General features: G+C 57.7%; 18 protein-coding genes and 1 tRNA gene. 12 read left to right on the forward strand and 7 right to left on the reverse strand.

Annotated elements, in window-relative coordinates; all coding sequences use genetic code 11:
• Positions 1–73 precede the first annotated feature (73 nt).
• The 6 genes from GWQ29_RS10500 to GWQ29_RS10525 all read left to right on the forward strand — a co-directional run bounded on the left by GWQ29_RS10500 (position 74) and on the right by GWQ29_RS10525 (position 9,981).
• The gene (locus tag GWQ29_RS10500; RefSeq protein ID WP_275919382.1) at positions 74–1,078 is read left to right on the forward strand and encodes a substrate-binding domain-containing protein; all 1,005 of its coding nucleotides are present in this window, start codon (positions 74–76) and stop codon (positions 1,076–1,078) included.
• A gap of 218 nt (positions 1,079–1,296) precedes the next feature.
• A complete protein-coding gene (locus GWQ29_RS10505) occupies positions 1,297–4,374 on the forward strand; it encodes a beta-galactosidase (protein WP_275919383.1) in 3,078 nt (1,025 codons plus the stop codon).
• A 234-nt stretch (positions 4,375–4,608) separates the two neighbouring features.
• A complete protein-coding gene (mglB, locus tag GWQ29_RS10510; RefSeq protein WP_005318413.1) occupies positions 4,609–5,595 on the forward strand; it encodes a galactose/glucose ABC transporter substrate-binding protein MglB in 987 nt (328 codons plus the stop codon).
• A 53-nt stretch (positions 5,596–5,648) separates the two neighbouring features.
• On the forward strand, positions 5,649–7,169 hold the full coding sequence (mglA, locus tag GWQ29_RS10515; protein WP_021141103.1) for a galactose/methyl galactoside ABC transporter ATP-binding protein MglA: 1,521 nt from the start codon (positions 5,649–5,651) through the stop codon (positions 7,167–7,169).
• 16 nt (positions 7,170–7,185) lie between these two features.
• Entirely contained in the window at positions 7,186–8,196 is a 1,011-nt protein-coding gene (gene mglC / locus GWQ29_RS10520; protein ID WP_017412477.1) for a galactose/methyl galactoside ABC transporter permease MglC, read from the forward strand.
• 51 nt (positions 8,197–8,247) lie between these two features.
• Positions 8,248–9,981 carry a methyl-accepting chemotaxis protein gene (locus GWQ29_RS10525; protein ID WP_275919384.1) on the forward strand — a complete coding sequence of 578 codons (1,734 nt, stop codon included), beginning with the start codon at positions 8,248–8,250 and terminating at the stop codon, positions 9,979–9,981.
• 602 nt (positions 9,982–10,583) lie between these two features.
• On the opposite strand, the gene GWQ29_RS10530 is transcribed toward GWQ29_RS10525, so the two are convergent.
• From GWQ29_RS10530 to GWQ29_RS10540, 3 genes are all read right to left on the reverse strand, one after another.
• On the reverse strand, positions 10,584–10,952 hold the full coding sequence (locus GWQ29_RS10530; RefSeq protein ID WP_005318419.1) for a hypothetical protein: 369 nt from the start codon (positions 10,950–10,952) through the stop codon (positions 10,584–10,586).
• Between the two features lies 1 nt (position 10,953).
• The gene (locus tag GWQ29_RS10535) at positions 10,954–11,601 is read right to left on the reverse strand and encodes an AAA family ATPase (RefSeq protein ID WP_265461759.1); all 648 of its coding nucleotides are present in this window, start codon (positions 11,599–11,601) and stop codon (positions 10,954–10,956) included.
• A 99-nt stretch (positions 11,602–11,700) separates the two neighbouring features.
• Positions 11,701–11,877 (reverse strand): hypothetical protein, encoded by a 177-nt coding sequence (locus GWQ29_RS10540; RefSeq protein WP_005318424.1) that lies wholly within the window; start codon positions 11,875–11,877, stop codon positions 11,701–11,703.
• A gap of 747 nt (positions 11,878–12,624) precedes the next feature.
• Here GWQ29_RS10540 and arcA point away from each other — a divergent pair.
• The 4 genes from arcA to GWQ29_RS10560 all read left to right on the forward strand — a co-directional run bounded on the left by arcA (position 12,625) and on the right by GWQ29_RS10560 (position 17,470).
• Positions 12,625–13,845, forward strand: coding sequence for an arginine deiminase (arcA, locus tag GWQ29_RS10545; protein ID WP_058395113.1), 1,221 nt, complete (start codon positions 12,625–12,627; stop codon positions 13,843–13,845).
• Positions 13,846–13,907: 62 nt separating this feature from the next.
• Positions 13,908–14,834 (forward strand): carbamate kinase, encoded by a 927-nt coding sequence (gene arcC / locus GWQ29_RS10550; RefSeq protein WP_087756965.1) that lies wholly within the window; start codon positions 13,908–13,910, stop codon positions 14,832–14,834.
• Between the two features lie 102 nt (positions 14,835–14,936).
• Entirely contained in the window at positions 14,937–15,941 is a 1,005-nt protein-coding gene (gene argF / locus GWQ29_RS10555; protein ID WP_275919385.1) for an ornithine carbamoyltransferase, read from the forward strand.
• A 122-nt stretch (positions 15,942–16,063) separates the two neighbouring features.
• Positions 16,064–17,470 carry a YfcC family protein gene (locus tag GWQ29_RS10560; RefSeq protein ID WP_111588556.1) on the forward strand — a complete coding sequence of 469 codons (1,407 nt, stop codon included), beginning with the start codon at positions 16,064–16,066 and terminating at the stop codon, positions 17,468–17,470.
• 191 nt (positions 17,471–17,661) lie between these two features.
• Here the strand turns inward: GWQ29_RS10560 and GWQ29_RS10565 are convergent, their stop codons facing one another.
• The 4 genes from GWQ29_RS10565 to GWQ29_RS10580 form a co-directional block, all read right to left on the reverse strand.
• Positions 17,662–18,153, reverse strand: a complete 492-nt coding sequence (locus GWQ29_RS10565; protein WP_005318434.1) for an arginine repressor ArgR — start codon at positions 18,151–18,153, stop codon at positions 17,662–17,664.
• A 201-nt stretch (positions 18,154–18,354) separates the two neighbouring features.
• Positions 18,355–18,819, reverse strand: coding sequence for an aspartate carbamoyltransferase regulatory subunit (gene pyrI, locus GWQ29_RS10570; RefSeq protein WP_005318436.1), 465 nt, complete (start codon positions 18,817–18,819; stop codon positions 18,355–18,357).
• Positions 18,820–18,836: 17 nt separating this feature from the next.
• Positions 18,837–19,757, reverse strand: coding sequence for an aspartate carbamoyltransferase (pyrB, locus tag GWQ29_RS10575; RefSeq protein ID WP_059111826.1), 921 nt, complete (start codon positions 19,755–19,757; stop codon positions 18,837–18,839).
• A 274-nt stretch (positions 19,758–20,031) separates the two neighbouring features.
• A complete protein-coding gene (locus GWQ29_RS10580) occupies positions 20,032–20,574 on the reverse strand; it encodes a hypothetical protein (RefSeq protein WP_275919386.1) in 543 nt (180 codons plus the stop codon).
• A gap of 201 nt (positions 20,575–20,775) precedes the next feature.
• On the opposite strand from GWQ29_RS10580, the gene GWQ29_RS10585 reads away from it, so the two are divergent.
• Both GWQ29_RS10585 and GWQ29_RS10590 read left to right on the forward strand, forming a co-directional pair.
• Positions 20,776–20,852, forward strand: a tRNA-Trp gene (locus tag GWQ29_RS10585).
• Between the two features lie 306 nt (positions 20,853–21,158).
• Positions 21,159–22,529 (forward strand): phosphatidylserine decarboxylase family protein, encoded by a 1,371-nt coding sequence (locus GWQ29_RS10590; RefSeq protein WP_275919387.1) that lies wholly within the window; start codon positions 21,159–21,161, stop codon positions 22,527–22,529.
• Positions 22,530–22,559 lie beyond the last annotated feature (30 nt).

Consider the following 22,559-nt stretch of genomic DNA (forward strand, 5'->3'; position numbering starts at 1 on the left):
TTTTTCCCCTGTCATCACTGATGATGCCCGGTATAATGGCTACGTCTTGAACTGTGAAATAAGTGAAAACAGCATGAGTACCATCAAGGATGTCGCCCGTTTGGCCAATGTATCTGTGGCAACGGTTTCACGGGTGATGAACAACTCACCCAAGGCCAGTGCCGCTTCTCGCGAGGTGGTACAAAAAGCCATGGCCGAGTTGGGCTATACCCCCAACGCCAACGCCCGAGCACTGGTCAGCAAGACCTGTGACACCATGGGCGTGCTGGTGGGTGACGTGGCAGATCCCTTCTTCGGTGCCCTGATCAAGGGGGTTGCTGCGGTGGCAGTGGAGCAGGGATTGCACCTGCTGATGGGTAATGGTTTTCACAGGGCGCAGCAAGAGCGCGAGTCCATCGATTTGCTGATCGGCAAGCGGTGCGAGGCGCTGGTGGTACACAGCAAGGCGTTGAGTGACGAGGAGTTGATCGATTATGCCCTGCGGGTGCCCGGCATGGTGCTGATCAATCGCGACATTCCTGCCTTGAAGGGGCGCTGCATCGCTCTCAATAATCGACAGGGGGCCGCCACTGCGACCCGGCATCTGCTGGAGCTGGGCCACCGGCATATCGCTTTTCTCAGCTCGGACCACGCCATCGAGGATGCTACCTTGCGGTTGCAGGGTTACCAGGATGCGCTGACCGAGGCTGGGCTGCGCGCCGATCCCGAGCTGGTCGAGAGCGGCATGCCCAACGAGGAGGGGGGGGAGCGCGCCATGCTCAACCTGCTGGCCAAAGGGCAGCCCATCACGGCCGTGGTTGCCTACAACGATGCCATGGCGGCGGGGGCCATCTCAGTGCTGGCTGACAACGGCCTCAAGGTGCCTGAGGAGGTCTCGGTGGTGGGCTTCGATGACATCATCTACGCCCGATACCTGAGGCCCAAGCTTTCCACCATGCGTTATCCCATCGAACTGATGGCGGCCCAGGCAGCCAAGCTGGCGTTGCAGCTGGCGGCGGGTGAAAGTGACGCTGTGCAGAGCCGCATTTACACCCCGACGCTTATCAATCGTCACTCTGTGGCACCCGTTCGAGCCTGATCCCTCCTGTTTCCGTCAGTTTCCTGTCCCGGATCGCCCTTTTTCAGGTGGGCGATCCGGCTGCGCTCATTTTTACCTTCATTTAGCGATTTTTTACCCTGCTTTACTTAACACAATTGGTGTAATCGTTTACATCTGTGTGAGCAAGATCGCCGATCCCCAGGCAAAACTCCCCTACACTGCATAGGTTTTCAGCGTCGATGCAGGGAGAGAAAAAGATGCTCAGGGAGATAGTGGCCCGTCAGGATTGGCAGACCCAGGCGATTACATCGGTGAATCGTCTGGCGGCTCATACCCCCTTGTTCAGCTGGCGCAGCGAGGCGGATGCCCGTGCCGCTCTCGCCTCACCGTCACGGTTGCTGCTGGATGGCGAATGGCGTTTCTCCTTCTTCGAGGCACCGGAGTTCGTGCCGGAGCAGTGGCTAGAGCAGGATCTGGCGGATGCCTGTGCCATCTCTGTGCCCGGCAACTGGCAGCTGGATGCCGCCTATCCGGCGTCGCGTCCCGCCACTGACGGCCCCATCTACACCAATATCAAGTATCCCTTCCCCTGTGATCCGCCCCGGGTACCGGCAGACAATCCGACCGGCTGTTACTCCCGCGAGTTCGAGTTGCCCGCCGACTGGCTGGCCAGCGGCCAGACTCGCATCATCTTCGACGGGGTGGACAGCGCCTTCTACCTGTTCTGCAACGGCCGCTGGATCGGTTATTCCCAGGACAGCCGGCTGCCTGCCGAATTCGATCTGAGTCCATGCCTCAATGTCGGTTGCAACCGGTTGGCGGTGCTGGTGCTGCGCTGGTCTGATGGCTCCTATCTGGAAGATCAGGACATGTGGCGCATGAGCGGCATCTTCCGTTCCGTCAGCCTGCTGCACAAACCCGAGCGCCATCTGATGGATGTGCGGCTGACACCCGTGCTGGATGCCTGCTATCGGGATGCTCGCCTCAAGGTGGAGTTGCAAGTCAATGAGGGCACTGGGCTGGCGGTGGAGGCCAAGCTCTATTTCAGTGAGACGCTGATCGCCGACCGGCGCCAGCCGCTGGGCACAGGCGCCATCGACGAGAAGGGCGCTTACACAGACAGGGCCGAGCTATGGCTGGAGGTAGCGACGCCGCACAAGTGGAGCGCCGAGACGCCCTACCTTTATCGACTGACCCTGACCCTGCTGGATGAACAGGGCGAGCCCATCGAGAGCGAGGCCCATGACGTGGGCTTCCGGGCGGTGGAGATCCGTGACGGTCTGCTGCGGGTCAATGGCCAGCCTCTGCTCATTCGCGGCGCCAACCGCCACGAGCACGACGCAGCCCTGGGGCATGTGGTGACCCCTGCCGCCATGGAGCAGGATCTGCGGTTGATGAAACAACACAACTTCAACGCGGTGCGCTGTTCCCATTACCCCAATCATCCTGACTTGTATCGCCTGTGCGATCGGCTCGGTCTCTACGTGGTGGACGAGGCGAACCTGGAGACTCACGGCATGGTGCCCATGGGGCGGCTGGCGCAGGATCCCGCCTGGAGTGGTGCGTTTCTGGAGCGGGTCACCCGCATGGTGGCGCGCGACTTCAACCACCCCTCCATCATCATCTGGTCACTGGGCAACGAATCCGGCTATGGCCCTGCCCACGACGCCATGTATGGCTGGCTCAAGCGCAGTGATCCGAGTCGTCCGGTCCAGTACGAAGGGGGCGGGGCAGACACGGCCGCTACCGACATCATCTGCCCCATGTATGCCCGTACCCATCAGGATCAACCCTTCCCGGCCGTGCCCAAGTGGGCGCTGGCCAAGTGGATCGGCCTGCCGGGCGAGACCCGGCCACTCATCCTGTGTGAATACGCCCATGCCATGGGCAACAGTCTGGGGGGCTTTGCCCACTACTGGCAGGCGTTTCGCGATCATCCCAGGTTGCAGGGCGGCTTCGTGTGGGATTGGGTGGATCAGGGGCTCGACAAGCAGACCGGTGATGGCCGCCACTATTGGGCTTACGGCGGTGACTTCGGCGACCAGCCCAACGATCGCCAGTTCTGCTGCAACGGCCTGCTGTTTCCGGACAGGACGCCCCATCCCGCCCTGTTCGAGGCAAAGCGGGCCCAGCAATTTTTCGAGCTGACATTGCTGAGCCAGCATCCCCTGGTGGTGGGGATCGACAGTGAATACCTGTTCCGTACCACGGATAACGAATTGCTGCGCTGGCGACTGTGCGAGAACGGCGTTGTCGTGCTGCAGGGGGAATGCCCACTCACACTCGCGCCTCGGGCCAGTATGGCGCTGACCTTGCTGGATACGCTGCCAGCCTTTGCGGCAGGCTCCCTCGCCTGGCTGGAGCTGGCCATAGTGCAACCCGCAGCTACGGCCTGGGCCGAGCCGGAGCATGAGGTGGCGCACCAGCAATTTATGCTGCCAACGCCCATGGCGATTCCGGCGGCGTTTAAACCCGCCGCGATAAGCGAGCAGTCGGATCACTGGCTTGTCTGCGCGGCTGGCTGCGAGTGGCAACTGGACAAAAGCAGCGGCCGCATCCGCAGTTGGCAGAAACATGGCCGCGAGCGGCTGCGGGAGGCCATTGCCGATCACTTCTATCGCGCGCCGTTGGACAACGACATAGGCACCAGCGAAGCGGATCACGCCGATCCCGACGCCTGGATTGCCCGTTGGGAAAGGGCAGGGCTCAACCATCTGCAGCATCGCTGTCTCGGGTTGGAGGTCAATGCTCATCAGGGCTGTGTGGTGGTCACTCACGGTTACTTCGTCAACGAGGCGCTCAAGCTATCGACCCGCTGGCAGCACAGCTTTGGCGCCGATGGTGCCATGGGACTCACCATCAGGGTGGAGGTCGCCGCAGACATGCCATCGCTGCCCCGCATCGGTACCAGGCTCTGGCTGGATGAAGGAGTGAACCATGAGTTCAATGAGGTGAGCTGGCTGGGCCGCGGCCCCCATGAGAACTATCCGGATCGCCTGCTTGGCGCAGATCTCGGTCGCTGGCAGTTGCCTCTGACGGCTCTGCACACCCCTTATGTGTTCCCGACCGACAACGGACTGCGTTGTGAGACGCGCCAACTGTTGCTGGGGGACCTGACGGTCGAAGGGCAGTTCCACTTCAGCGTCAGTCGCTACAGTCAGCAGCAGTTGACCCTGGCGCGCCATCAGACCGATCTGGTGACGCAGGGAGGCCTGCACCTCTGTCTCGATGGTTTTCATATGGGGGTGGGTGGCGATGATTCCTGGAGCCAGAGCGTGCGACCGGAATATTGGTTGCAGCCAGGGAGCTACTATTGGAACTGTGTTCTACGCTGAATCTGACCTGCTCATAGGTAGCGAAAAGGCACGTTCAGGTCCCCACCAAGCGGGGTTAACTTCAACACCATGATTTTTAATGAATTTATTGCTATGTAACAGAGTGTAAACGTTTTCATTTTGTTGCCATGATCACAGACCGACATACAACAAACTGATTACATTAGGCTGGCGCCAGTTCAATTGGTGTACAGCATTCCCTACAAAAACAGATAGAGAGATCGGAGCATAACAATGAAAAAAATCACGACAGTTGCCGCCGTACTGATGAGCCTGATGGCAGGGGCCACTGCCCATGCCGAAACCCGTTTGGGGGTTACCGTTTACAAGTACGACGACAACTTTATGGCTGTGGTACGCAAGGCTATCGAGAAGGAAGCAGCGGCAAACCCGGGTGTGGAGCTGCTGATGAATGACTCCCAGAATGACCAGTCCAAGCAGAACGATCAGATCGATGTGCTGCTGGCCAAGGGCGTGAAGGCCCTGGCGATCAACCTGGTTGACCCGGCGGCTGCCCCTGTCGTGATTGAGAAGGCCCGTGGCGAAGATATTCCGGTCGTCTTCTACAACAAGGAGCCGAGCACTGCCGATCTGGCCAGCTATGAGAAGGCTTACTACGTGGGTACCGACTCCAAGGAGTCAGGCATCATTCAGGGTCAGCTGATCGCCAAACACTGGAAAGCTCATCCCGAGTGGGATCTGAACAAGGATGGCGTCATCCAGTTCGTGCTGCTCAAAGGCGAGCCGGGCCACCCGGATGCCGAAGCCCGCACCTCCTACGTCGTCAAGACCCTGAACGATGGCGGTCTCAAGACGGAGCAGCTGCACATGGATACAGGTATGTGGGATACCGCCATGGCCAAGGACAAGATGGATGCCTGGATCTCCGGCCCCAACGCCAACAAGATTGAAGTGGTCATCGCCAACAACGACGGCATGGCGATGGGCGCCGTCGAGTCACTGAAAGCCCAGGGCAAGACCGCCATTCCGGTGTTCGGCGTCGATGCGCTGCCGGAAGCGCTGGCCATGGTCAAGAGCGGTGCCATGGCGGGCACCGTGCTGAACGATGCAGCCAACCAGGCCAAAGCCACCTTCGAGCTGACCAAGAATCTGGCTGAAGGCAAGCCGGCCGGTGAAGGTACCCAGTGGACTATCGTCGACAAGGTCGTACGTGTTGCCTACGTGGGTGTGGATAAAGACAACCTGTCTCAATTCGAGTAACTCCCTCCTCCAGGGCAAGGGAGATCCCCTTGCCCTTTTTTCAACCAGATGTGATGGCTGATATGACAACACAGCAACAATCAGAATGGCTGTTGGAGATGATTGACGTCAGTAAAAGCTTTCCCGGCGTCAAGGCACTCGATAATGTCAATTTACGGGTCCGTCCTCATTCTGTGCATGCGTTGATGGGCGAGAACGGGGCGGGGAAATCCACGCTGCTCAAGTGCCTGTTCGGCATCTATGAAAAGGATCAGGGCAAGATTTTCTTCAAGGGGCAGGAGGTCAATTTCACCTCCTCCAAAGAGGCGCTGGAAAATGGCGTCTCCATGGTGCATCAGGAGCTCAACCTGGTATTACAGCGCACCGTGATGGACAACATGTGGCTAGGTCGCTATCCCACCAAGGGCTGGTTTGTCGACCACGGCAAGATGTATGACGATACCAAGCGCATCTTTGACGAGCTGGATATCGATATCGATCCCAAGGTCAAGGTGGGCACGCTCTCCGTGTCCCAGATGCAGATGATCGAGATCGCCAAGGCATTCTCCTATGACGCCAAGATCGTCATCATGGACGAGCCTACCTCCTCCCTGACCGAGAAAGAGGTAAACCATCTCTTCAAGATCATCAACAAGCTGAAAGAGAAGGGCTGCGGCATCGTCTATATCTCCCACAAGATGGAAGAGATCTTCCAGCTGTGTGACGAGATCACCATATTGCGGGATGGCCAGTGGGTGGCAACCCAGCCACTCAAGGGTATGACCATGGATCAGATCATCGGCATGATGGTCGGTCGCGAGCTGACCCAGCGATTCCCGGAAAAAACCAACCAGCCCAAAGAGGTGATCCTCGAGGTCGAACATCTGACAGCCAAAAACCAGCCCTCCATCCAGGACGTGACCTTCAACCTGCACAAGGGGGAGATCCTCGGCATCGCCGGGCTGGTGGGGGCCAAGCGCACCGACATAGTAGAAACCCTGTTTGGCATTCGCGATCACAGTGCGGGTGCCATCAAGCTGCACGGCAAGGTGGTGGCGAATCATACGGCGCATGAGGCCATCTTGAACGGCTTCGCCCTGGTGACGGAAGAGCGCCGCTCCACCGGTATCTATTCGCGCCTCGATATCGCCTTCAACTCCCTGATCGCCAACATGGACAGCTACAAGGGCTCCATGGGGCTGCTCAGCAACAACAAGATGAAGAGCGACACCCAGTGGGTCATCGACGCCATGCGGGTCAAGACGCCGACCCAGCAGACGCAGATCGGCTCCCTCTCCGGTGGCAACCAGCAGAAGGTCATTATCGGCCGCTGGCTGCTGACCCAGCCGGAGATCCTGATGCTGGATGAACCGACCCGCGGCATCGACGTGGGGGCCAAGTTCGAGATCTACCAGCTCATCCTGGAGCTGGCGAAGAAGGACAAGGGCATCATCATCATCTCGTCTGAAATGCCCGAGCTGCTCGGCATCACGGATCGCATCATGGTGATGAGCAATGGCCGGGTCGCCGGGATCGTCAACACCAAAGAAACTGACCAGAGCGAGATACTGCGCCTGGCATCTCTGTACCTCTAGAGACAGGAAGACATTTATGGAGTCGGCTAAAAATTTCAATCTGATGCAGGCGCTTAAGGAAAACGCCATCTATTTGGTGCTGCTGGTGCTGCTCATGGTCATAGTGATCCAGGAGCCATCCTTCCTGAGCCTCACCAACTTCAGCAACATCCTGACCCAGTCTTCGGTGCGGGTCATCATAGCGCTGGGGGTGGCGGGCATTATCATCACCCAGGGGACGGATCTCTCGGCCGGTCGTCAGGTCGGTCTGGCGGCGCTGATTGCGGCGACCATGTTGCAGGCGCTGACCAACGTCAACAAGGTGTTTCCCAGCCTGGGGGAAGTGCCTATTCCCGTGGTGATCCTGCTGGTGTGTGCCGTGGGGGCGTTGATCGGGCTGGTTAACGGTCTGATCGTGGCCTATCTGAACGTAACCCCGTTCATTACCACCCTGGGTACCATGATCATCGTCTACGGCATCAACTCCCTCTACTTTGACTCCGTGGGTGCCTCGCCGGTGGCCGGTTTTGACCCCCGCTTCTCGAGTTTCGCGCAGGGCTTTATCCGGATAGGGGGGTTCAAGCTTTCGTATCTCACCTTCTATGCAGCCATCGCCAGCGTCTTTGTCTGGGTGCTGTGGAACAAGACCCGCTTTGGCAAAAACATCTTCGCCATCGGCGGCAACCCCGAGGCCGCCAAGGTTTCCGGTGTCAATGTGGCAGTCAACCTGGTGATGATCTATGCCCTGGCCGGTGTCTTCTACGCCTTCGGCGGCATGCTGGAAGCGGGCCGTGTAGGCAGTGCTACCAACAACCTGGGCTTCATGTACGAGCTGGATGCCATCGCAGCCTGCGTGGTGGGTGGGGTTTCGTTCGCCGGTGGTGTGGGGACGGTTGCCGGCGTGATCACAGGGGTGCTCATCTTCACCCTGATCAACTACGGCCTGACCTATATTGGAGTCAGCCCTTACTGGCAGTTCATCATCAAGGGCGGCATCATCATACTGGCGGTGGCTCTGGACTCCATGAAGTACGCCAAGAAGAAATAACAATTGGCAGGGAGGGTTGGCAATGCCGGCCCTCCCTTCTGGAGGGAACCCATGCCATTCAAGGTCAAGATTTACCTCTTGCTGCTATTGGCCATTCTGGTCACCATCGGCACCGCCTGGTTCAGTGTGAATCACTTTATCAGTGGTTATATTCGTACCCAGTCCACCCAGAACATCAATGAACAGATAGCGCTCGTCAAAGAGAAGCTGGCGGGAGACATCAATCAGAAAATCCTGCTGGCGGCCAACCTCAACTTCGGCGTGACCAACGTCAAAAAGACCCTGGAAGAGACCGGATTTCACAACATCGTCAAGGTGATCGGCGACATGGCGTTCGACGTGGGCGGTGTCATCAACGATGCGGCCAAGGTGGATGCCCTGCGCAAGCTGATCCCCGAAGCCAACAACCAGATCACCATCAGCCCGTTACAACAGGTGGATGGCAAGCCGGTCATTACCATACTGGTGCCGCGCGGTGCCGATTCTGCCTACCTTTATTACCTCGACATGAGCGAGTTCAAGCGTCTGCTGGAAAAAGTGAGCGGGGAAGGGCGCTACTTCTCCCTTGCTGACGGTCAGGGCAATGTGCTCTACAGCAGCAAGCCGCAGGGAGAAAGCGAGTCTCGCCCCAATCAGCTTGATATTCGTGGCAGCAGCTGGACGCTGACCGGTTATGTCGATCTCGACTATATCCGCGCCATGACCCAGGCACTCAACGGCAAGATTGTCATGGCCCTGCTGGCGGTGGCTGTACTGGTGCTGGTGCTTGCCATGCTGGCGCTCAATGTGGCCTATCGTCCCATCCTCTCGTTGCGGGATCTGGTGCTGGAGCTTTCTCGCGGCAGCGGCGACCTGACCCGCCGACTGGCGGTGACGAGCAAGGATGACCTGGGCCAGATCTCGGCCGGCATCAACCGCTTCATCGAGCGTCTGCAGGAGATGATGAGAGAGGTGCGGGGGGCGAGTGGCCAGCTCAATACCGGCATCGAAGGATTGGCCAACCAGACCGGTGCCGCTCAATCCTTGCTGGCGGATCATGTGCGCGAGACCGAACAGGTGGTGACGGCCATCAACGAGATGAGTCGCACTGCGGTTTCCGTCTCGGAGAGTGCCGCCAGCACGGCCCAGCTCACCGGCCAGAGCCAGCAGCTGGCGGATCAATCCCGTCAGGTAGTCGATCAGGCCATGGCCAGCGTGATGGCGCTGGTGGACGAGGTGGCGGCGACGGCGCGATCCATCGAAGCCATGCAGCAGGATGTGCAGCAGATTGGTTCAGTGCTTGGGGTAATTGGCAGCATTGCCGAGCAAACCAACCTGTTGGCGCTCAACGCTGCCATAGAGGCGGCTCGCGCCGGTGAACAGGGACGGGGTTTTGCGGTGGTGGCGGACGAGGTGCGTTCGCTGGCGGCTAGAACCCAGAAGAGCACGGCCGAAATCCAGACCATGCTGGCCAGCTTGCAGCGGGGAACCCAGACTGTGGTGGATGCCATGAGCAACACCAAGCAGAGTTGTCAGGGAGCTGCCGAGAACACCACCAAGGTCAACGAGTCGCTGGACTTGATGGCGGGTGAAGTGGTGGAGATCAACGATCTCATCAGCCACATTGCCACGGCTGCCGAGCAGCAGAGTGCGGTAGCGGAAGAGATCAATCGCAACATGAGTGCCATTGCCGAGGTGATCCGTCAGCTGACCAGCAACGGGGAAGAGACGGTGGCAAGCTCGGCGTCGATGCAGAAGACTTATGATCGGCTGAGAGAAATCGTGGGGCACTTCCGACTGGCGTAATAGCGCTATGGTGTGGCCGAGGTAAAAAAAGCCAAAAAGATGGGGGCGACTTGCGTCGCCCCCGATAGTCTTATCGCTCATATCCTTGAACGAAGTTGCTCCCTGCAATCCCTGACTATACCTCTTCCTTTAGGTTTCCCCTTCCCAATCCTTTGGGGTGTCCTTTAGCCATCATGGCCTGACGAGTCATCCGTTCCCATCGCACTTTCTCCGTCCTGGGAGGTGTCCTTTACCACATCCTGTGGTGAGTCCATTTGCCCAACCCTGGCAGCCAGTCTTCCTGACCGACTTCATTGCGTCCGTGCAGGAGTAACTATAAGGATTTCAGGAGGGACGACAACGGCAGTGTGAAAAACGTTTTTACCGATCTGGTTACGAAGGAAACCTTTATGGTTTTTTTGTTTTTAAAATCATTACCTTAATAATTTATTGTTCAGGTTTTTCGATCCTTTCTTCCGACTATCGCGGGGTCTTTTCAGGCGCCTGGCTTACGCAGTCAATGGCGAATGTCTCACACTCCATTTAACTCGGGTTCAGGAAGTGGAGAGGGAGTCACAACAGGGGCGCGGGGGGGATGAGAATGGTTGCCAATACGGTGAGATTCAGTTGTGCTCTTGCAGCCGCTCATAGATGGTTTGGCGCTCTTCCGGGCTAAGAGAGGAGAAATAGTGGGTGAACAGGCGCAACAGCAGGGATTTGTTCATGCCGTCCTGCTGGGTCAGGTTGCCCAGCTCGTCGATGGCCGCCGTACTCAGGGAGAAAGTTGCCTTTTTATAGCTGGGTTTCAGGTGTTCGCCACGCTCGATAAAGGCGAGCGCCGTCAGGGCTTCATCCCGATGCAGGCTCAGCTCAAGACTGACTACTTTGGGTTTGCCCTTGGCGTAGAAATCCGCATCCTCGATAAACTCGTCGATGGTGAATTTCTTCTGATGATGCAGATTGTGCTTCTTCTTCAGGTCGGCAAGGCCCATTTCACACCTCCAGATCCAAAAACTCTTTGGCGATGGTCCGGATCTCTTCGGCCGACTTGCCATCTGGCTCGATCTCCATGACGGAGAGCCCCTTCTCTTCGCTGTCGTCATAGACGTTGCGGCTGTAGGTGATGGCGTTCAGTACATCGACCCCGAACGAGGAGCAGACCTCCTTGGCCTCCAGAATGCGTTTTACCTGGTTGGGCAGAGCAGGGCACTGGGTCAGTACAACGGCAGCCTTGAGGGTGGGATTGACCATCTTGCAGGTGGTGATGAGGTCTTCCATGTGCGGCAAGGTCTTGAGATCGCGGCGCTTGGGTCTAAGCGGGATCAGGGCATGGGTGGCCACCGCCATGGTGGAGCGCAGAGCCCGGTTATCCTGACCACCGCAGTCGACGATGACGTAGTCGTAGCGATTCTTCAGGCTGAGGAGGTCGTTGCGAATGTTGCCGTATAGCTGCACGCAGTTGATCTGGGGGAGATCCGGGTTGTCATTGCGCTCCTGGATCCAGTCGGAGGTGGTGCGCTGGGGGTCACAATCGACCAATAACACTTCGCCATGAAACCGGGTTCTGAGGTCGACTGCCAGATTCTGAGCCAGGCAACTCTTGCCGCTCCCACCCTTCTCACCACCGACCAGCAGGATCATGACAGTCCCCTATCCCTATGAAAAATAGCTGCCTTGAGTATAGGAGGGGGTTGATGCATGACAAGCCAGGAGGAGCCGAGCTCCTCCTGGCTTTCACACTCAGTAGTGCTGACGACCTCCGTACCACTGACAGACATACTCGGGGACCAGCATCTGGGGAGCCTTGTCCACATGGCAGACCACCATGGGGATGGCGGGGGCGCCTTGCGCGCTGACCAGGGACGGTGTTGCGGGCAGAACCAGGGCAGCAAGCAGAAACAGGGACTTGATCTTCATGACTATCTCCTTGGTGACAGAACAGGGCGTGATCCGGATCACTTTCTGAGTTAAGTCGAGTCGGCCTGTGACGCAAGGTTGCGAAATAAATTCAACTAATGAAAAAAGTTTGAAAAGAGGGTGTGGCTGGGTCGGTGAAAAATGCATGACCAAGATGCTGGTTTTGTGCATATCCATATAAAAGGTATGTCACTGACAGCTTGCGGCACAGGCCTGTGCTGGCGGGTCTGGCACAATGCCATGATCTGGGACAAGAAGAGGATTATTCAGCGGGCGATCCGGTTATGACTTTTTATCTTGGTCTCCCTCCCTTTAAAATCAGTGAAGAATTCATTTTTTTGAATATTAAATTCAATAGATTAAGAGTTTCTCTTTATATATATGAAAAACAAGGTTTTTTGTTTTTGTTTGTTTCACTCTGTCGAGATTTAAAATGAATTAAATAAGCTGAAATATGAAATTAAAGTGTAGGAAATTGCTTATTCAAGCGGTTCTGTTGAATGGGAGATTGTCAGTTCTGTTATGCTCGTCAAAGAATAAACTGTGGTTTTATTCAGTTCTGGCTGAATGTGATCAATGTCCAAGTTTGGCGTGATTTGCAGGTCTAACCTCGGTCTCGAAAGGCAAGGGCAGGATAGAACACAAGCTGAGTACCCTACATAAAGAATATCCCGCCTTAGCCACGAGCATGAATAGAAGGAATCTATTCAATCACTCGCAGGGACCACTGCTAGACGGAATATAATCATGAGCAAATTTTATGTAGGTTCTGAAGTTGGCCAATTGCGCCGCGTCATGCTGCACCGCCCCAACCTCAGTCTGAAGCGTCTGACCCCCTCCAACTGCCAGGATCTGCTGTTTGACGATGTCCTGTCCGTTGAGCGTGCCGGTCAGGAGCACGACAAATTCGCTCAGGTACTGCGCGATCAGAATGTCGAAGTTTTCCTGCTGACCAACCTGTTGGCTGAAACCCTGGATGTACCGGAAGCCAAAACCTGGCTGTTGCAACATCAGGTCTCCGATTATCGTCTCGGCTCTTCTCTTGCCAATGACGTGCGTTGCTTCCTGGCGGACATGCCGCACCGTGAGCTGGCCCGCATCCTCTCCGGCGGCCTGACCTACTCAGAGATGCCTTACAGTGGCGTCAACATGGTCGTCGGCATGCACGCTCCGACCGATTTCATCATTGAACCTCTGCCGAACCATCTCTTTACCCGTGACACCTCCTGCTGGGTTTACGGTGGCGTCTCCATCAACCCCATGGCCAAGGCCGCCCGCCGCCGTGAAACCAACCATGTGAAGGCCATCTACCGCTGGCACCCGCAGTTTGCCGGTCAGGACTTCATCAAGTACTTCGGTGATGAGGATCATGACTATGACAACTCCACCATCGAAGGGGGAGATGTACTGGTAATCGGTCGTGGCTCCGTGCTCATCGGCATGTCCGAGCGCACCACGCCGCAAGGGGTCGAGCACCTGGCTCGCAGCCTGTTCAAACACGGTCAGGCCAAACAGGTCATCGCCATGCAACTGCCAAAACACCGCAGCTGCATGCACCTGGATACCGTTATGACCCACATGGATATAGATACCTTCTCCGTCTATCCGGAAGTCATCCGCAAGGACGTGAACTGCTGGAGCCTGACTCCGGGCGGTGCCACCGGCATGAACATCAAGGAAGAGGGTTACTTTGTTTCCGCCATTGAAAAAGCGCTGGGCGTGGATCAGCTCAAGCTCATCACCACGGGTGGTGACAGCTTCGAAGCCGAACGCGAACAATGGAACGATGCCAACAACGTGCTGACAGTGCGTCCTGGCGTGGTGGTGGGGTATGAGCGCAACACCTACACCAACGAGAAATATGACAAGGCCGGCATCACAGTGCTCTCCATTCCGGGTGAAGAACTGGGTCGTGGCCGCGGCGGCGCCCGCTGCATGAGCTGCCCGATGGAACGTGACGGCATCTGACAAGACGGCGTGGCGCCGGCAGAGGCTGGCGCCACACATACCAAGACTCGAGATCAACACTCATGAAAAAACCAACTGTCGTCGTCGCCCTGGGTGGCAATGCCCTGCTCCGTCGTGGCGAGCCCCTTGAAGCGGATATCCAGCGCAAGAATATCGCCACCGCTGCCAAGACCATCGCCCTGATAGCTCAGGAGTACAACGTGGTACTGGTGCACGGCAACGGCCCGCAAGTCGGCCTGCTTGCCCTGCAAAACAGCGCCTATACCAAGGTCTCTCCCTATCCCCTGGATGTGCTGGGCGCCGAGTCCCAGGGCATGATCGGCTACATGCTGATCCAGGAGCTCAAAAACCTGATGCCGAGCCGCAACGTGACCGCGCTGCTGACTCAGGTGCAGGTTGACCCCAAGGATCCGGCATTTGCCAATCCGACCAAATTTATCGGCCCCGTCTATGAGGAAGCGGAAGCTCGCGCCCTGGCTGAAGAGAAGCGCTGGGTCGTCAAGGCTGACGGCAAGTTCTTCCGCCGCGTGGTGCCGTCCCCGCTGCCCCAGCGCATCGTCGAGGGCGACGCCATCGAAACCCTGATTGCACAAGGACACCTCATCATCTGTACCGGTGGTGGTGGCATTCCCGTGACCTGGGATGGCCAGTGCCTGACCGGTATTGAAGCCGTCATCGACAAGGACATGTCTGCCGCCTATCTGGCCAAGCAGATCAAGGCCGACGCCCTGCTGATCCTGACCGATGCCGATGCCGTCTACCTGGATTGGGGCAAGCCGACCCAGCATCCGCTGCGAGTCACCAGCCCGGATGAACTGGCTGGCGTCAAGTTCGATGCCGGCTCCATGGGGCCCAAGGTTGAGGCGTCCTGTGAATTTGTCAAAGCGACTGGCGGCATGGTCGGGATCGGCTCGCTGGAAGATGGTCTCGCCATCCTCAAGGGAGAAGCCGGTACCAATATCATCGCCACTCGCACCGTGGGTGTGTAGCCAATAGCGCACCCGAATGTGACTCGAACAAATTTGAACTGTGAATGCGTAGCCAACACTACTGCCTATCTGGTCTGAACAAATATAGAGAGAGAACTCATCATGGCTTTTAATCTGCGTAACCGTAACTTCCTGAAACTGCTGGACTTCACCCCACGCGAAATCCAATACATGATCGATCTCGCCATCGACCTGAAAAAAGCCAAATACGGTGGCTATGAGCGCAAACACCTGACCGACAAGAACATCGCCCTGATCTTCGAGAAGACTTCCACCCGCACCCGCTGTGCGTTTGAAGTGGCGGCCTTCGACCAGGGCGCGCAAGTCTCTTACCTCGGCCCAAGCGGTTCCCAAATCGGTCACAAGGAGTCCATGAAGGACACCGCCCGTGTGCTGGGGCGTATGTATGACGGCATCGAATATCGTGGCTACGGCCAGGAGATCGTGGAAGAGCTGGGCGCTTATGCCGGTGTCCCGGTCTGGAACGGCCTGACCAACGAATTCCACCCGACCCAGATCCTGGCCGACTTCATGACCATGCTGGAACACGGCAAGGGCAAACGTCTGGATCAAATCAAGTTCGCCTACCTGGGGGATGCCCGCAACAACATGGGCAACTCCCTGATGGTCGGTGCCGCCAAGATGGGCATGGATATCCGCCTGGTTGCCCCCAAAGCCTTCTGGCCGGAAGAGGATCTGGTTGCCAAGTGCCGCCTGAGCGCCGAAGAAACCGGCGCTCGCATCACCCTGACCGAAGATGTGAAAGAGGGTGTGCTGGGCACCGATTTCCTCTACACCGACGTTTGGGTATCCATGGGTGAAGCAAAAGAAGCCTGGGATCAAAGGGTGAAACTGATGACCCCGTATCAGATCAACATGGACGTCATCAACGCCACCAAGAACCCGGATGTGAAGTTTATGCACTGCCTGCCGGCGTTCCACAACGATGAGACCACCATGGGCAAGGAAGTGGCTGACAAATATGGGATGAAAGGTCTGGAAGTGACCGAGGACGTGTTCGAATCAGAGCACAGTATCGTGTTTGACGAGGCCGAAAACCGGATGCACACCATCAAGGCAGTGATGGTTGCTACGCTGGGCGACTAAGGTCGCAGTAGTGGTGCCGGGGGGTAACCCCCGGCTTTTCGACCATGTGACGGCGGCATAATACCTCTAACCCTACAACCCGCAGCTTGCATGGATACCACACCACAGAAGGAAGCTGGACCATGACCAAATTCAAGTTCCCGTCAGCCTACACGATACTGTTTGTGCTGATCGCCTTGGTGGCCGCCCTGAGCTGGGTAGTGCCAGCCGGCAAATACGACATGATCATGAACGATGCCCTCGGCAAGGAAGTGCCGGTGGCCGGAACCTACAAGCTGGTAGAGGGGAATCCCCAGGGGATAGTCGACGTGCTGCTGGCACCCATCGATGGTCTCTACAACCACGACACTTATGAGGCCGGCGCCATCGACGTCTCCCTCTTCATCCTGATCATCGGTGGTTTTCTTGGCATTGTGACCAAGACGGGTGCCATCGATGCCGGTATCGAACGGGTCACCGATCGGCTGCGTGGCCGTGAAGAGTGGATGATCCCGATCCTGATGGCGCTGTTCGCCGCAGGGGGCACCATCTACGGCATGGCCGAAGAGTCGCTGCCCTTCTACACCTTGCTGGTGCCCGTGATGATGGCCGCCCGCTTCGACCCGGTAGTAGCCGCAGCGACCGTATTGCTGGGTGCCGGTATCGGTACTCTGGGTTCTACCATCAACCCGTTCGCCACCGTCATTGCCGCCAACGCGGCGGGCATCTCCTTCACCGACGGCATCTGGCTGCGCGTCGCCATGCTGGTGGCCGGCTGGTTGCTGTGCGTGGCTTATGTGATGCGTTACGCCAAGATGGTGCGCAACGACCCCAGCAAATCCCTGGTGGCTGACAAGTGGGAAGAGAACCGTGCCCACTTCCTTGGCAACAAGAGCGACCAGATGCTGGAGTTCACTCTGACTCGCAAGATAGTGCTGGGTATCTTCGTCGCTGCCTTCGCCGTGATGATCTACGGGGTGGCCGTGCTCGGCTGGTGGATGGCGCAGATCTCCGGCGTCTTCCTGGCCGCCGCCATCATAGTCGGTGTCATCTCTCGCATGAGCGAAGAGGAGCTGACCACCAACTTCATCGACGGTGCCCGCGACTTGCTCGGTGTGGCCCTGATCATAGGTATCGCTCGCGGTATCGTGGTGGTGATGGACAACGGCATGATCACTCACACCATTTTGCACAGCGCAGAAGGAATAGTGACCGGTCTCTCCACAGTGGTGTTCATCAACGTCATGTTCGTGCTGGAAGTGGTGCTCTCCTTCCTGGTGCCGTCCTCATCCGGTCTGGCCGTGCTGACCATGCCTATCATGGCGCCGCTGGCCGACTTCGCCAACGTGGGTCGCGAGCTGGTGGTGACCGCTTATCAGTCTGCCTCCGGTCTGGTGAACCTGGTGACCCCGACCTCCGCCGTCGTCATGGGCGGTCTTGCCATCGCCAAGGTGCCTTATGTGCGCTGGCTGAAGTGGGTGGCTCCGCTGCTCGGTATCCTGACAGTGCTGATCGTGGTTTGCCTGAGCCTGGGCGCCGTGCTCTTATGACATCGATGACATGCAATATGAAGCGGGAGCCTGTGGCTCCCGTTTTTTATGACTGGATAACGTGGCTGGCCATTTGCTGTAGAGCAATTTGGGCGGCGTGGGGGAAAACGGGAGGGGTGGGTGATGATACGAGCGGCGCTCAGGCAACAAAAAGGCGACCTGGGTCGCCTTGCTGCATTCAGGGAAGGAGCTCAGCGGGCCTGCTCCAGGGTGCGCACCACGGCGGCGTGGGCCTGACGGGTACGGCTGATATGTCGCGGGGCGACCAGCACAACATCGTTGCCGGCGACGGCGCCCATGATCTCGGGATTGGCGTTGCGATCCAGCAGACGGGCCACTACGGTGGCGGCGCCCGGTGTGGTGTGGATCAGCACCATCTGCTGGTTGTGCACCACTTCGCGCACCATGTCGTGAATGGAGCGGGTGCTGCCGGCGGGTTCCAGCTGATCGTCCACTAGTGTGTAGACCTTCTTGCCGTTGGCATTCTGGGCCTTGGCCACGCCGAGGCGACGCAACAGACGGGAGATAGTGGACTGGCTGATGTCGGCAAAGCCGCGCATCGATAGCTCGCGGCGGATCTCTTCCTGGGTGCTGTAGCAGTGCTGGCCGATGATCTGGCGACAGGCATCCAGCTGGGCCAGATCGGGCTCTTGTTCAACGGGACGACTGAGGGTTTTGACCACGGCGATTTCCTTTGACGGTGACCGGAGGCTATCGCTCGATATCTGCCATCAATGCTTTTTTATAGCTAAAAATTCTGATGGTAAGACGTGAGGCAGGGAATCAACGATGTTTAGCCTTTATTGGATGGCAAATTATAGCTAAACGGAGAATCTGTGATGTGACAGGGGTCAAAAATGGGCCCATTGGGGCCCACTTGGATATCAGTAACGTTCGCTGACGATGTCCTGGGTGAAGGACTTCTCGCAGTATTTGCACTTCATGCGTACTACGCCCTTCACCTCGCGCACCCGGAAGTAGCTGTCGACCGGCTCGTTGTGGGAGATGCAGTTGGAGTTGGGGCAGTGGAACACACCGGTAATGAACTCAGGCAGTTCCAGCTGATGCTTCTTCACCACGGCGAAGTCTTCGATGATGTTGACGGTCGCCTTGGGGGCGAACAGGGCCAGCTGGTTGGCCTGTTCCGCGGTCAGGCGGGTGTTCTCTATCTTGATGAGATCCTTTTTGCCCAGCGCGCCGGATTTGAGGTTGAAACCGACGGTGATCCGCTCCTGGGTCTCGATCAGCTGGAACAGCTTGAGGATCTTGATGCCCTGGCCGGCGGGGACGTGGTCGATGACGGAGCCGTGACGGATGGCTTCGACTTGCAGTTGATTCTTCTCGGACATGATGTTCCCCTTTTCCCTTAGACGGTTTCGTTCAGTACCAGAGCCAGCAGTGCCTGGCGCGCGTAGACCCCGTTTTCCGCCTGCTGGAAGTAGTAGGCGTGGGGCGTTTTGTCGACCGCCACATCGATCTCGTCGACGCGGGGCAGGGGGTGCAGGATCTTCATGGTGGGCTTGGCCCCTTCCAGGGTCGCCAGCTCCAGCACGAATTTGGCGGCCATGTGCTTGTATTCGGTCTCATCGAAGCGCTCTTTCTGCACCCGGGTCATGTAGAGGATGTCGAGCTCCGGCATCACCTCTTCCATGGTTTCGTGCACGCTGAACCGTATGCCCTTCTCTTCCAGCTCTTCGCAGATGTAGTCCGGCATCGCCAGCGCTTCCGGGGAGATGAAGAAGAAGCGGCAGTTGAACAGGCTCAGGGCCTGTGCCAGGGAGTGAACTGTGCGGCCGTATTTCAGGTCACCCACGAAGGCTACGTTGAGGCCATCGAGCTTGCCTTGGGTCTCATGGATGGAGAAAAGGTCGAGCAGGGTCTGGGTCGGATGCTGGTTGGAACCGTCACCGCCGTTGATGACAGGCACGCGGGAGAACTCGGAGGCGAGGCGGGCGGCGCCCTCTTTCGGGTGACGCATCACTACCGCATCCGAGTAGGAGCCGATGATCTTGATGGAGTCGGCCAGGGTCTCGCCCTTCTTGGCACTGGTGTTGCCGCCGTCGGCGAAGCCGATGATGTTGCCACCCAGGCGCTGGACCGCGGTCTCGAACGAGAGGCGGGTACGGGTAGACGCTTCGAAGAAGCAGCTGGCAATCAGCTTGTCTTTCAACAGGCGGGTGTCGGGCTCGGCCTTCAACCGCTGTGCGGTTGCGACCACCAGTTCCATGTCGGGCCGGGTCAGGTCCGAAATGGAGATGACATGTTTCTTATAGAGTGGATTGGTCATCGTCTGCATTCCCTTTGACATCAATGAAGGTTTTTCGGGCACAAAAAAAAGCCCCTGAAACAGGGGCCTTTTTTAAAAATAACTGGGGATCTGTGGGGCGGGAACCGGAAACAACGGGGCCGCTCTGGTGCGCACCACCCGTCTGCAAGGCTGTTTTCCGAATCAAAAACTGCATCGTCTTGTCCCGACCTTTTTCAAAACCGGACAGATTATAGGGCCGGTTTTTGAATTGTCAAAAATTTATTTCAAAGGCAGGATTTGCGCAGGAAAACGTTTAAGTGGCGTAAACGGGTCGGCAAACCCACACGCTGTGTTCTGTTTGCAGGGGCTGTTGATCTTCGGCCATGGAACGCAGATAGGCGAGTCTGTGATGTCCTTCCAGCAGGCAATAGGGTTGTGGCAGCGGCTGCCCGTCCGGGTAACGGCTATCCGGCGCCGTGGCCAGCACTATGATGGGCTCTGACCAGGTGCCTTGCGTCAGCATGTAGTCGCCGAGCCAGGATCGGCGTACGTAGCGGTTGTGGCGCAGCATCTCGCCCCAGCGCTCGATCACCTCCATATGACGGGAGCCGGTCTGGGCGATGATCCGCTCGGTGGGCCACTGCTCGCACTCGAACTGGTGACGGGCGAGATCGATAAAGCTCCAGTTGGACTCAAAACCGCGCCAATGACGATAAATCCATTGAGAAAGCACGCTGTGGGGAATGAAGGGGACCTGCGGGGCAACCCGGTCGAGATAGTCGGGCAGGGACTCCGTCTTGCGTTCATCCCTGAAGTTGAGCGGCGCCAGTTGTTGGAGCAATCGGTAATTGAGCATGAACAGCCTCCCGGAACCAATCTTCACCCTACCCCCATTTATGCGGCTTTCCTACCCTGACAAGGCTGTAAATACAGCAAGTTACCCAGTGATGCTGCGCAAATTAATGCAAGTTGCTCGTCATTTGTGCAATCGCATCGAAAGTGAGAAAAAAGCCTTTACCTTTGAACCCGGCTTTGTATAATTCGCCTCGTTTGTTGCAGGGGCGTAGTTCCAATTGGTAGAACAGCGGTCTCCAAAACCGATGGTTGCGGGTTCGAGTCCTGCCGCCCCTGCCATTTTCAGAAAAGCCAGCTCATTGAGCTGGCTTTTCGCATTTCTGCGTTCCCGGTTTTGTTCCCCTGGTTCCCTCTCTCTTCCCTGTGTTGCGGCCGTTTCGCGGCAGTTGTCTCGCTTCACATTCAACGCCTGCCTTGACCGCTAGTCGCTATTGCACCAATCCGCCCTGTCGTTTCTGGCAATCGTGCTTCATGGCTCCCTGTGCTACACAAGACGGGCGGTGCCATTGCGCTTTGATGGCGCTCAGATAGCCAATGCTCAAGCCGTGGATTGTGGGCGTGAACATCACTTGCGGAGATAGACTCATGAACGAGGCAGTTGAAACCCGACTGAACAAGTCTCGCCCCGGCGGCTGGGTACCCCGGGACAGTGCTCATATAGCGCGCTGGATCCGGCGGATGAAGCACTATGTCGCCAACCAGCCGGGTGAGCTGGTGCCCCCCATCGCCGAGCTGCGGGATCTGGTCAATGCCGATCCCTGGTTGCACGCCCAGGCAGAAGCCATGTTCAAGGAGGCCTGGCGTCACAAGCATCTGACCCCGCTCGGCCAGGTCGAGGTGCGATCCTTCGAGGAGTTTCTGGGGCTGCTCAACGGCATCATGACCACGGCACCAGAGGCATATCAGGATATTCCGACGCACGAACCCTCCGGCCTTATCGGTTTTCCCATCAATGCCCTGCTCGACTGGCCCATGGCGACCCAATCCGGTTATCACTTCTTTGCCAACGCCCTGATCAATCAGCAGTTCAAGAAAATCCTCGATTACTGGGCGCTGTTTCTGCAAAGTCCGGTCTCACGCTATGTGCTGAATGAGCCGGTCAGCAAGCTGGATAAAGAGACTCTGGTGGTGCCCTGGCTCGGCAAGGCGGCCAAGAGTGAAATGGTCAAGGTGGCCTGCGGGGCCCTGGGGGAAGGGACAAATCCGACACCTGGCAGCTTTGAGCAGATTTTCCAATGTGACCCGTCGGCCGAGTATCACGGTTTCAGTTGCTGGGATGACTTTTTCACCCGTACCTTCCGTCCTGATGTGCGACCCGTTTCGGCACCTGAGGATGACAACGTCATCGTCAACGCCTGCGAATCGGCGCCGCTGCAGGTGAAGAAAGGGGTGAGCCGCAGCGATCAGTTCTGGCTCAAGGGACAGTCCTATTCGCTGGACAACATGCTCGATTTCGACGATCTGGCGCCCCGCTTCGATGGCGGCACAGTCTATCAGGCCTTCCTCAGTGCGCTCAGCTATCACCGCTGGCACAGCCCGGTGAGCGGCACCATCCGCAAGGTGCGCGTGGTCAACGGCACCTACTATCTGGAGAACCAGTTCGAGGGCTTTCTCGACCCGCAGGGGGCGGACCCCAGCGCGCCCAACAACTCACAGCCTTTCCTTACCTCGGTGGCAACCCGGGCGTTGATCTTCATCGAAGCAGACAACCCCAAAATCGGGCTGATGTGCGTGGTGCCTGTGGGCATGGCGGAGGTGTCGAGCTGCGATGTTACCGTGAGGGCGGGGGACAGGGTGAAGAAGGGGGATCCGCTCGGCATGTTCCACTTCGGCGGCTCGACCCACTGTCTGGTGTTCCGCCCCGGGGTCAAGCTGGAGTTCGAGTTTTACGGTCAAACCCCGAGCCTGGATGCAGGCAACATGAGGCTCAACACCGCCATCGCCCGGGTGCGCTAGGTAGGCGCGTGTGACGGGATACAAGACGGG

It is taken from the genome of Aeromonas sp. 2HA2, from assembly GCF_029237345.1.
Lineage (GTDB): Bacteria > Pseudomonadota > Gammaproteobacteria > Enterobacterales > Aeromonadaceae > Aeromonas > Aeromonas salmonicida.

Coding starts and splice junctions, on each gene's coding strand:
- GWQ29_RS10500 (WP_275919382.1), top strand. CDS start 74: ATGAGTACCATCAAGGATGTCGCCCGTTTGGCCAATGTATCTGTGGCA.
- GWQ29_RS10505 (WP_275919383.1), top strand. CDS start 1,297: ATGCTCAGGGAGATAGTGGCCCGTCAGGATTGGCAGACCCAGGCGATT.
- mglB (WP_005318413.1), top strand. CDS start 4,609: ATGAAAAAAATCACGACAGTTGCCGCCGTACTGATGAGCCTGATGGCA.
- mglA (WP_021141103.1), top strand. CDS start 5,649: ATGGCTGATATGACAACACAGCAACAATCAGAATGGCTGTTGGAGATG.
- mglC (WP_017412477.1), top strand. CDS start 7,186: ATGGAGTCGGCTAAAAATTTCAATCTGATGCAGGCGCTTAAGGAAAAC.
- GWQ29_RS10525 (WP_275919384.1), top strand. CDS start 8,248: ATGCCATTCAAGGTCAAGATTTACCTCTTGCTGCTATTGGCCATTCTG.
- GWQ29_RS10530 (WP_005318419.1), bottom strand. CDS start 10,952: ATGGGCCTTGCCGACCTGAAGAAGAAGCACAATCTGCATCATCAGAAG.
- GWQ29_RS10535 (WP_265461759.1), bottom strand. CDS start 11,601: ATGATCCTGCTGGTCGGTGGTGAGAAGGGTGGGAGCGGCAAGAGTTGC.
- GWQ29_RS10540 (WP_005318424.1), bottom strand. CDS start 11,877: ATGAAGATCAAGTCCCTGTTTCTGCTTGCTGCCCTGGTTCTGCCCGCA.
- arcA (WP_058395113.1), top strand. CDS start 12,625: ATGAGCAAATTTTATGTAGGTTCTGAAGTTGGCCAATTGCGCCGCGTC.
- arcC (WP_087756965.1), top strand. CDS start 13,908: ATGAAAAAACCAACTGTCGTCGTCGCCCTGGGTGGCAATGCCCTGCTC.
- argF (WP_275919385.1), top strand. CDS start 14,937: ATGGCTTTTAATCTGCGTAACCGTAACTTCCTGAAACTGCTGGACTTC.
- GWQ29_RS10560 (WP_111588556.1), top strand. CDS start 16,064: ATGACCAAATTCAAGTTCCCGTCAGCCTACACGATACTGTTTGTGCTG.
- pyrI (WP_005318436.1), bottom strand. CDS start 18,819: ATGTCCGAGAAGAATCAACTGCAAGTCGAAGCCATCCGTCACGGCTCC.
- pyrB (WP_059111826.1), bottom strand. CDS start 19,757: ATGACCAATCCACTCTATAAGAAACATGTCATCTCCATTTCGGACCTG.
- GWQ29_RS10580 (WP_275919386.1), bottom strand. CDS start 20,574: ATGCTCAATTACCGATTGCTCCAACAACTGGCGCCGCTCAACTTCAGG.
- GWQ29_RS10590 (WP_275919387.1), top strand. CDS start 21,159: ATGAACGAGGCAGTTGAAACCCGACTGAACAAGTCTCGCCCCGGCGGC.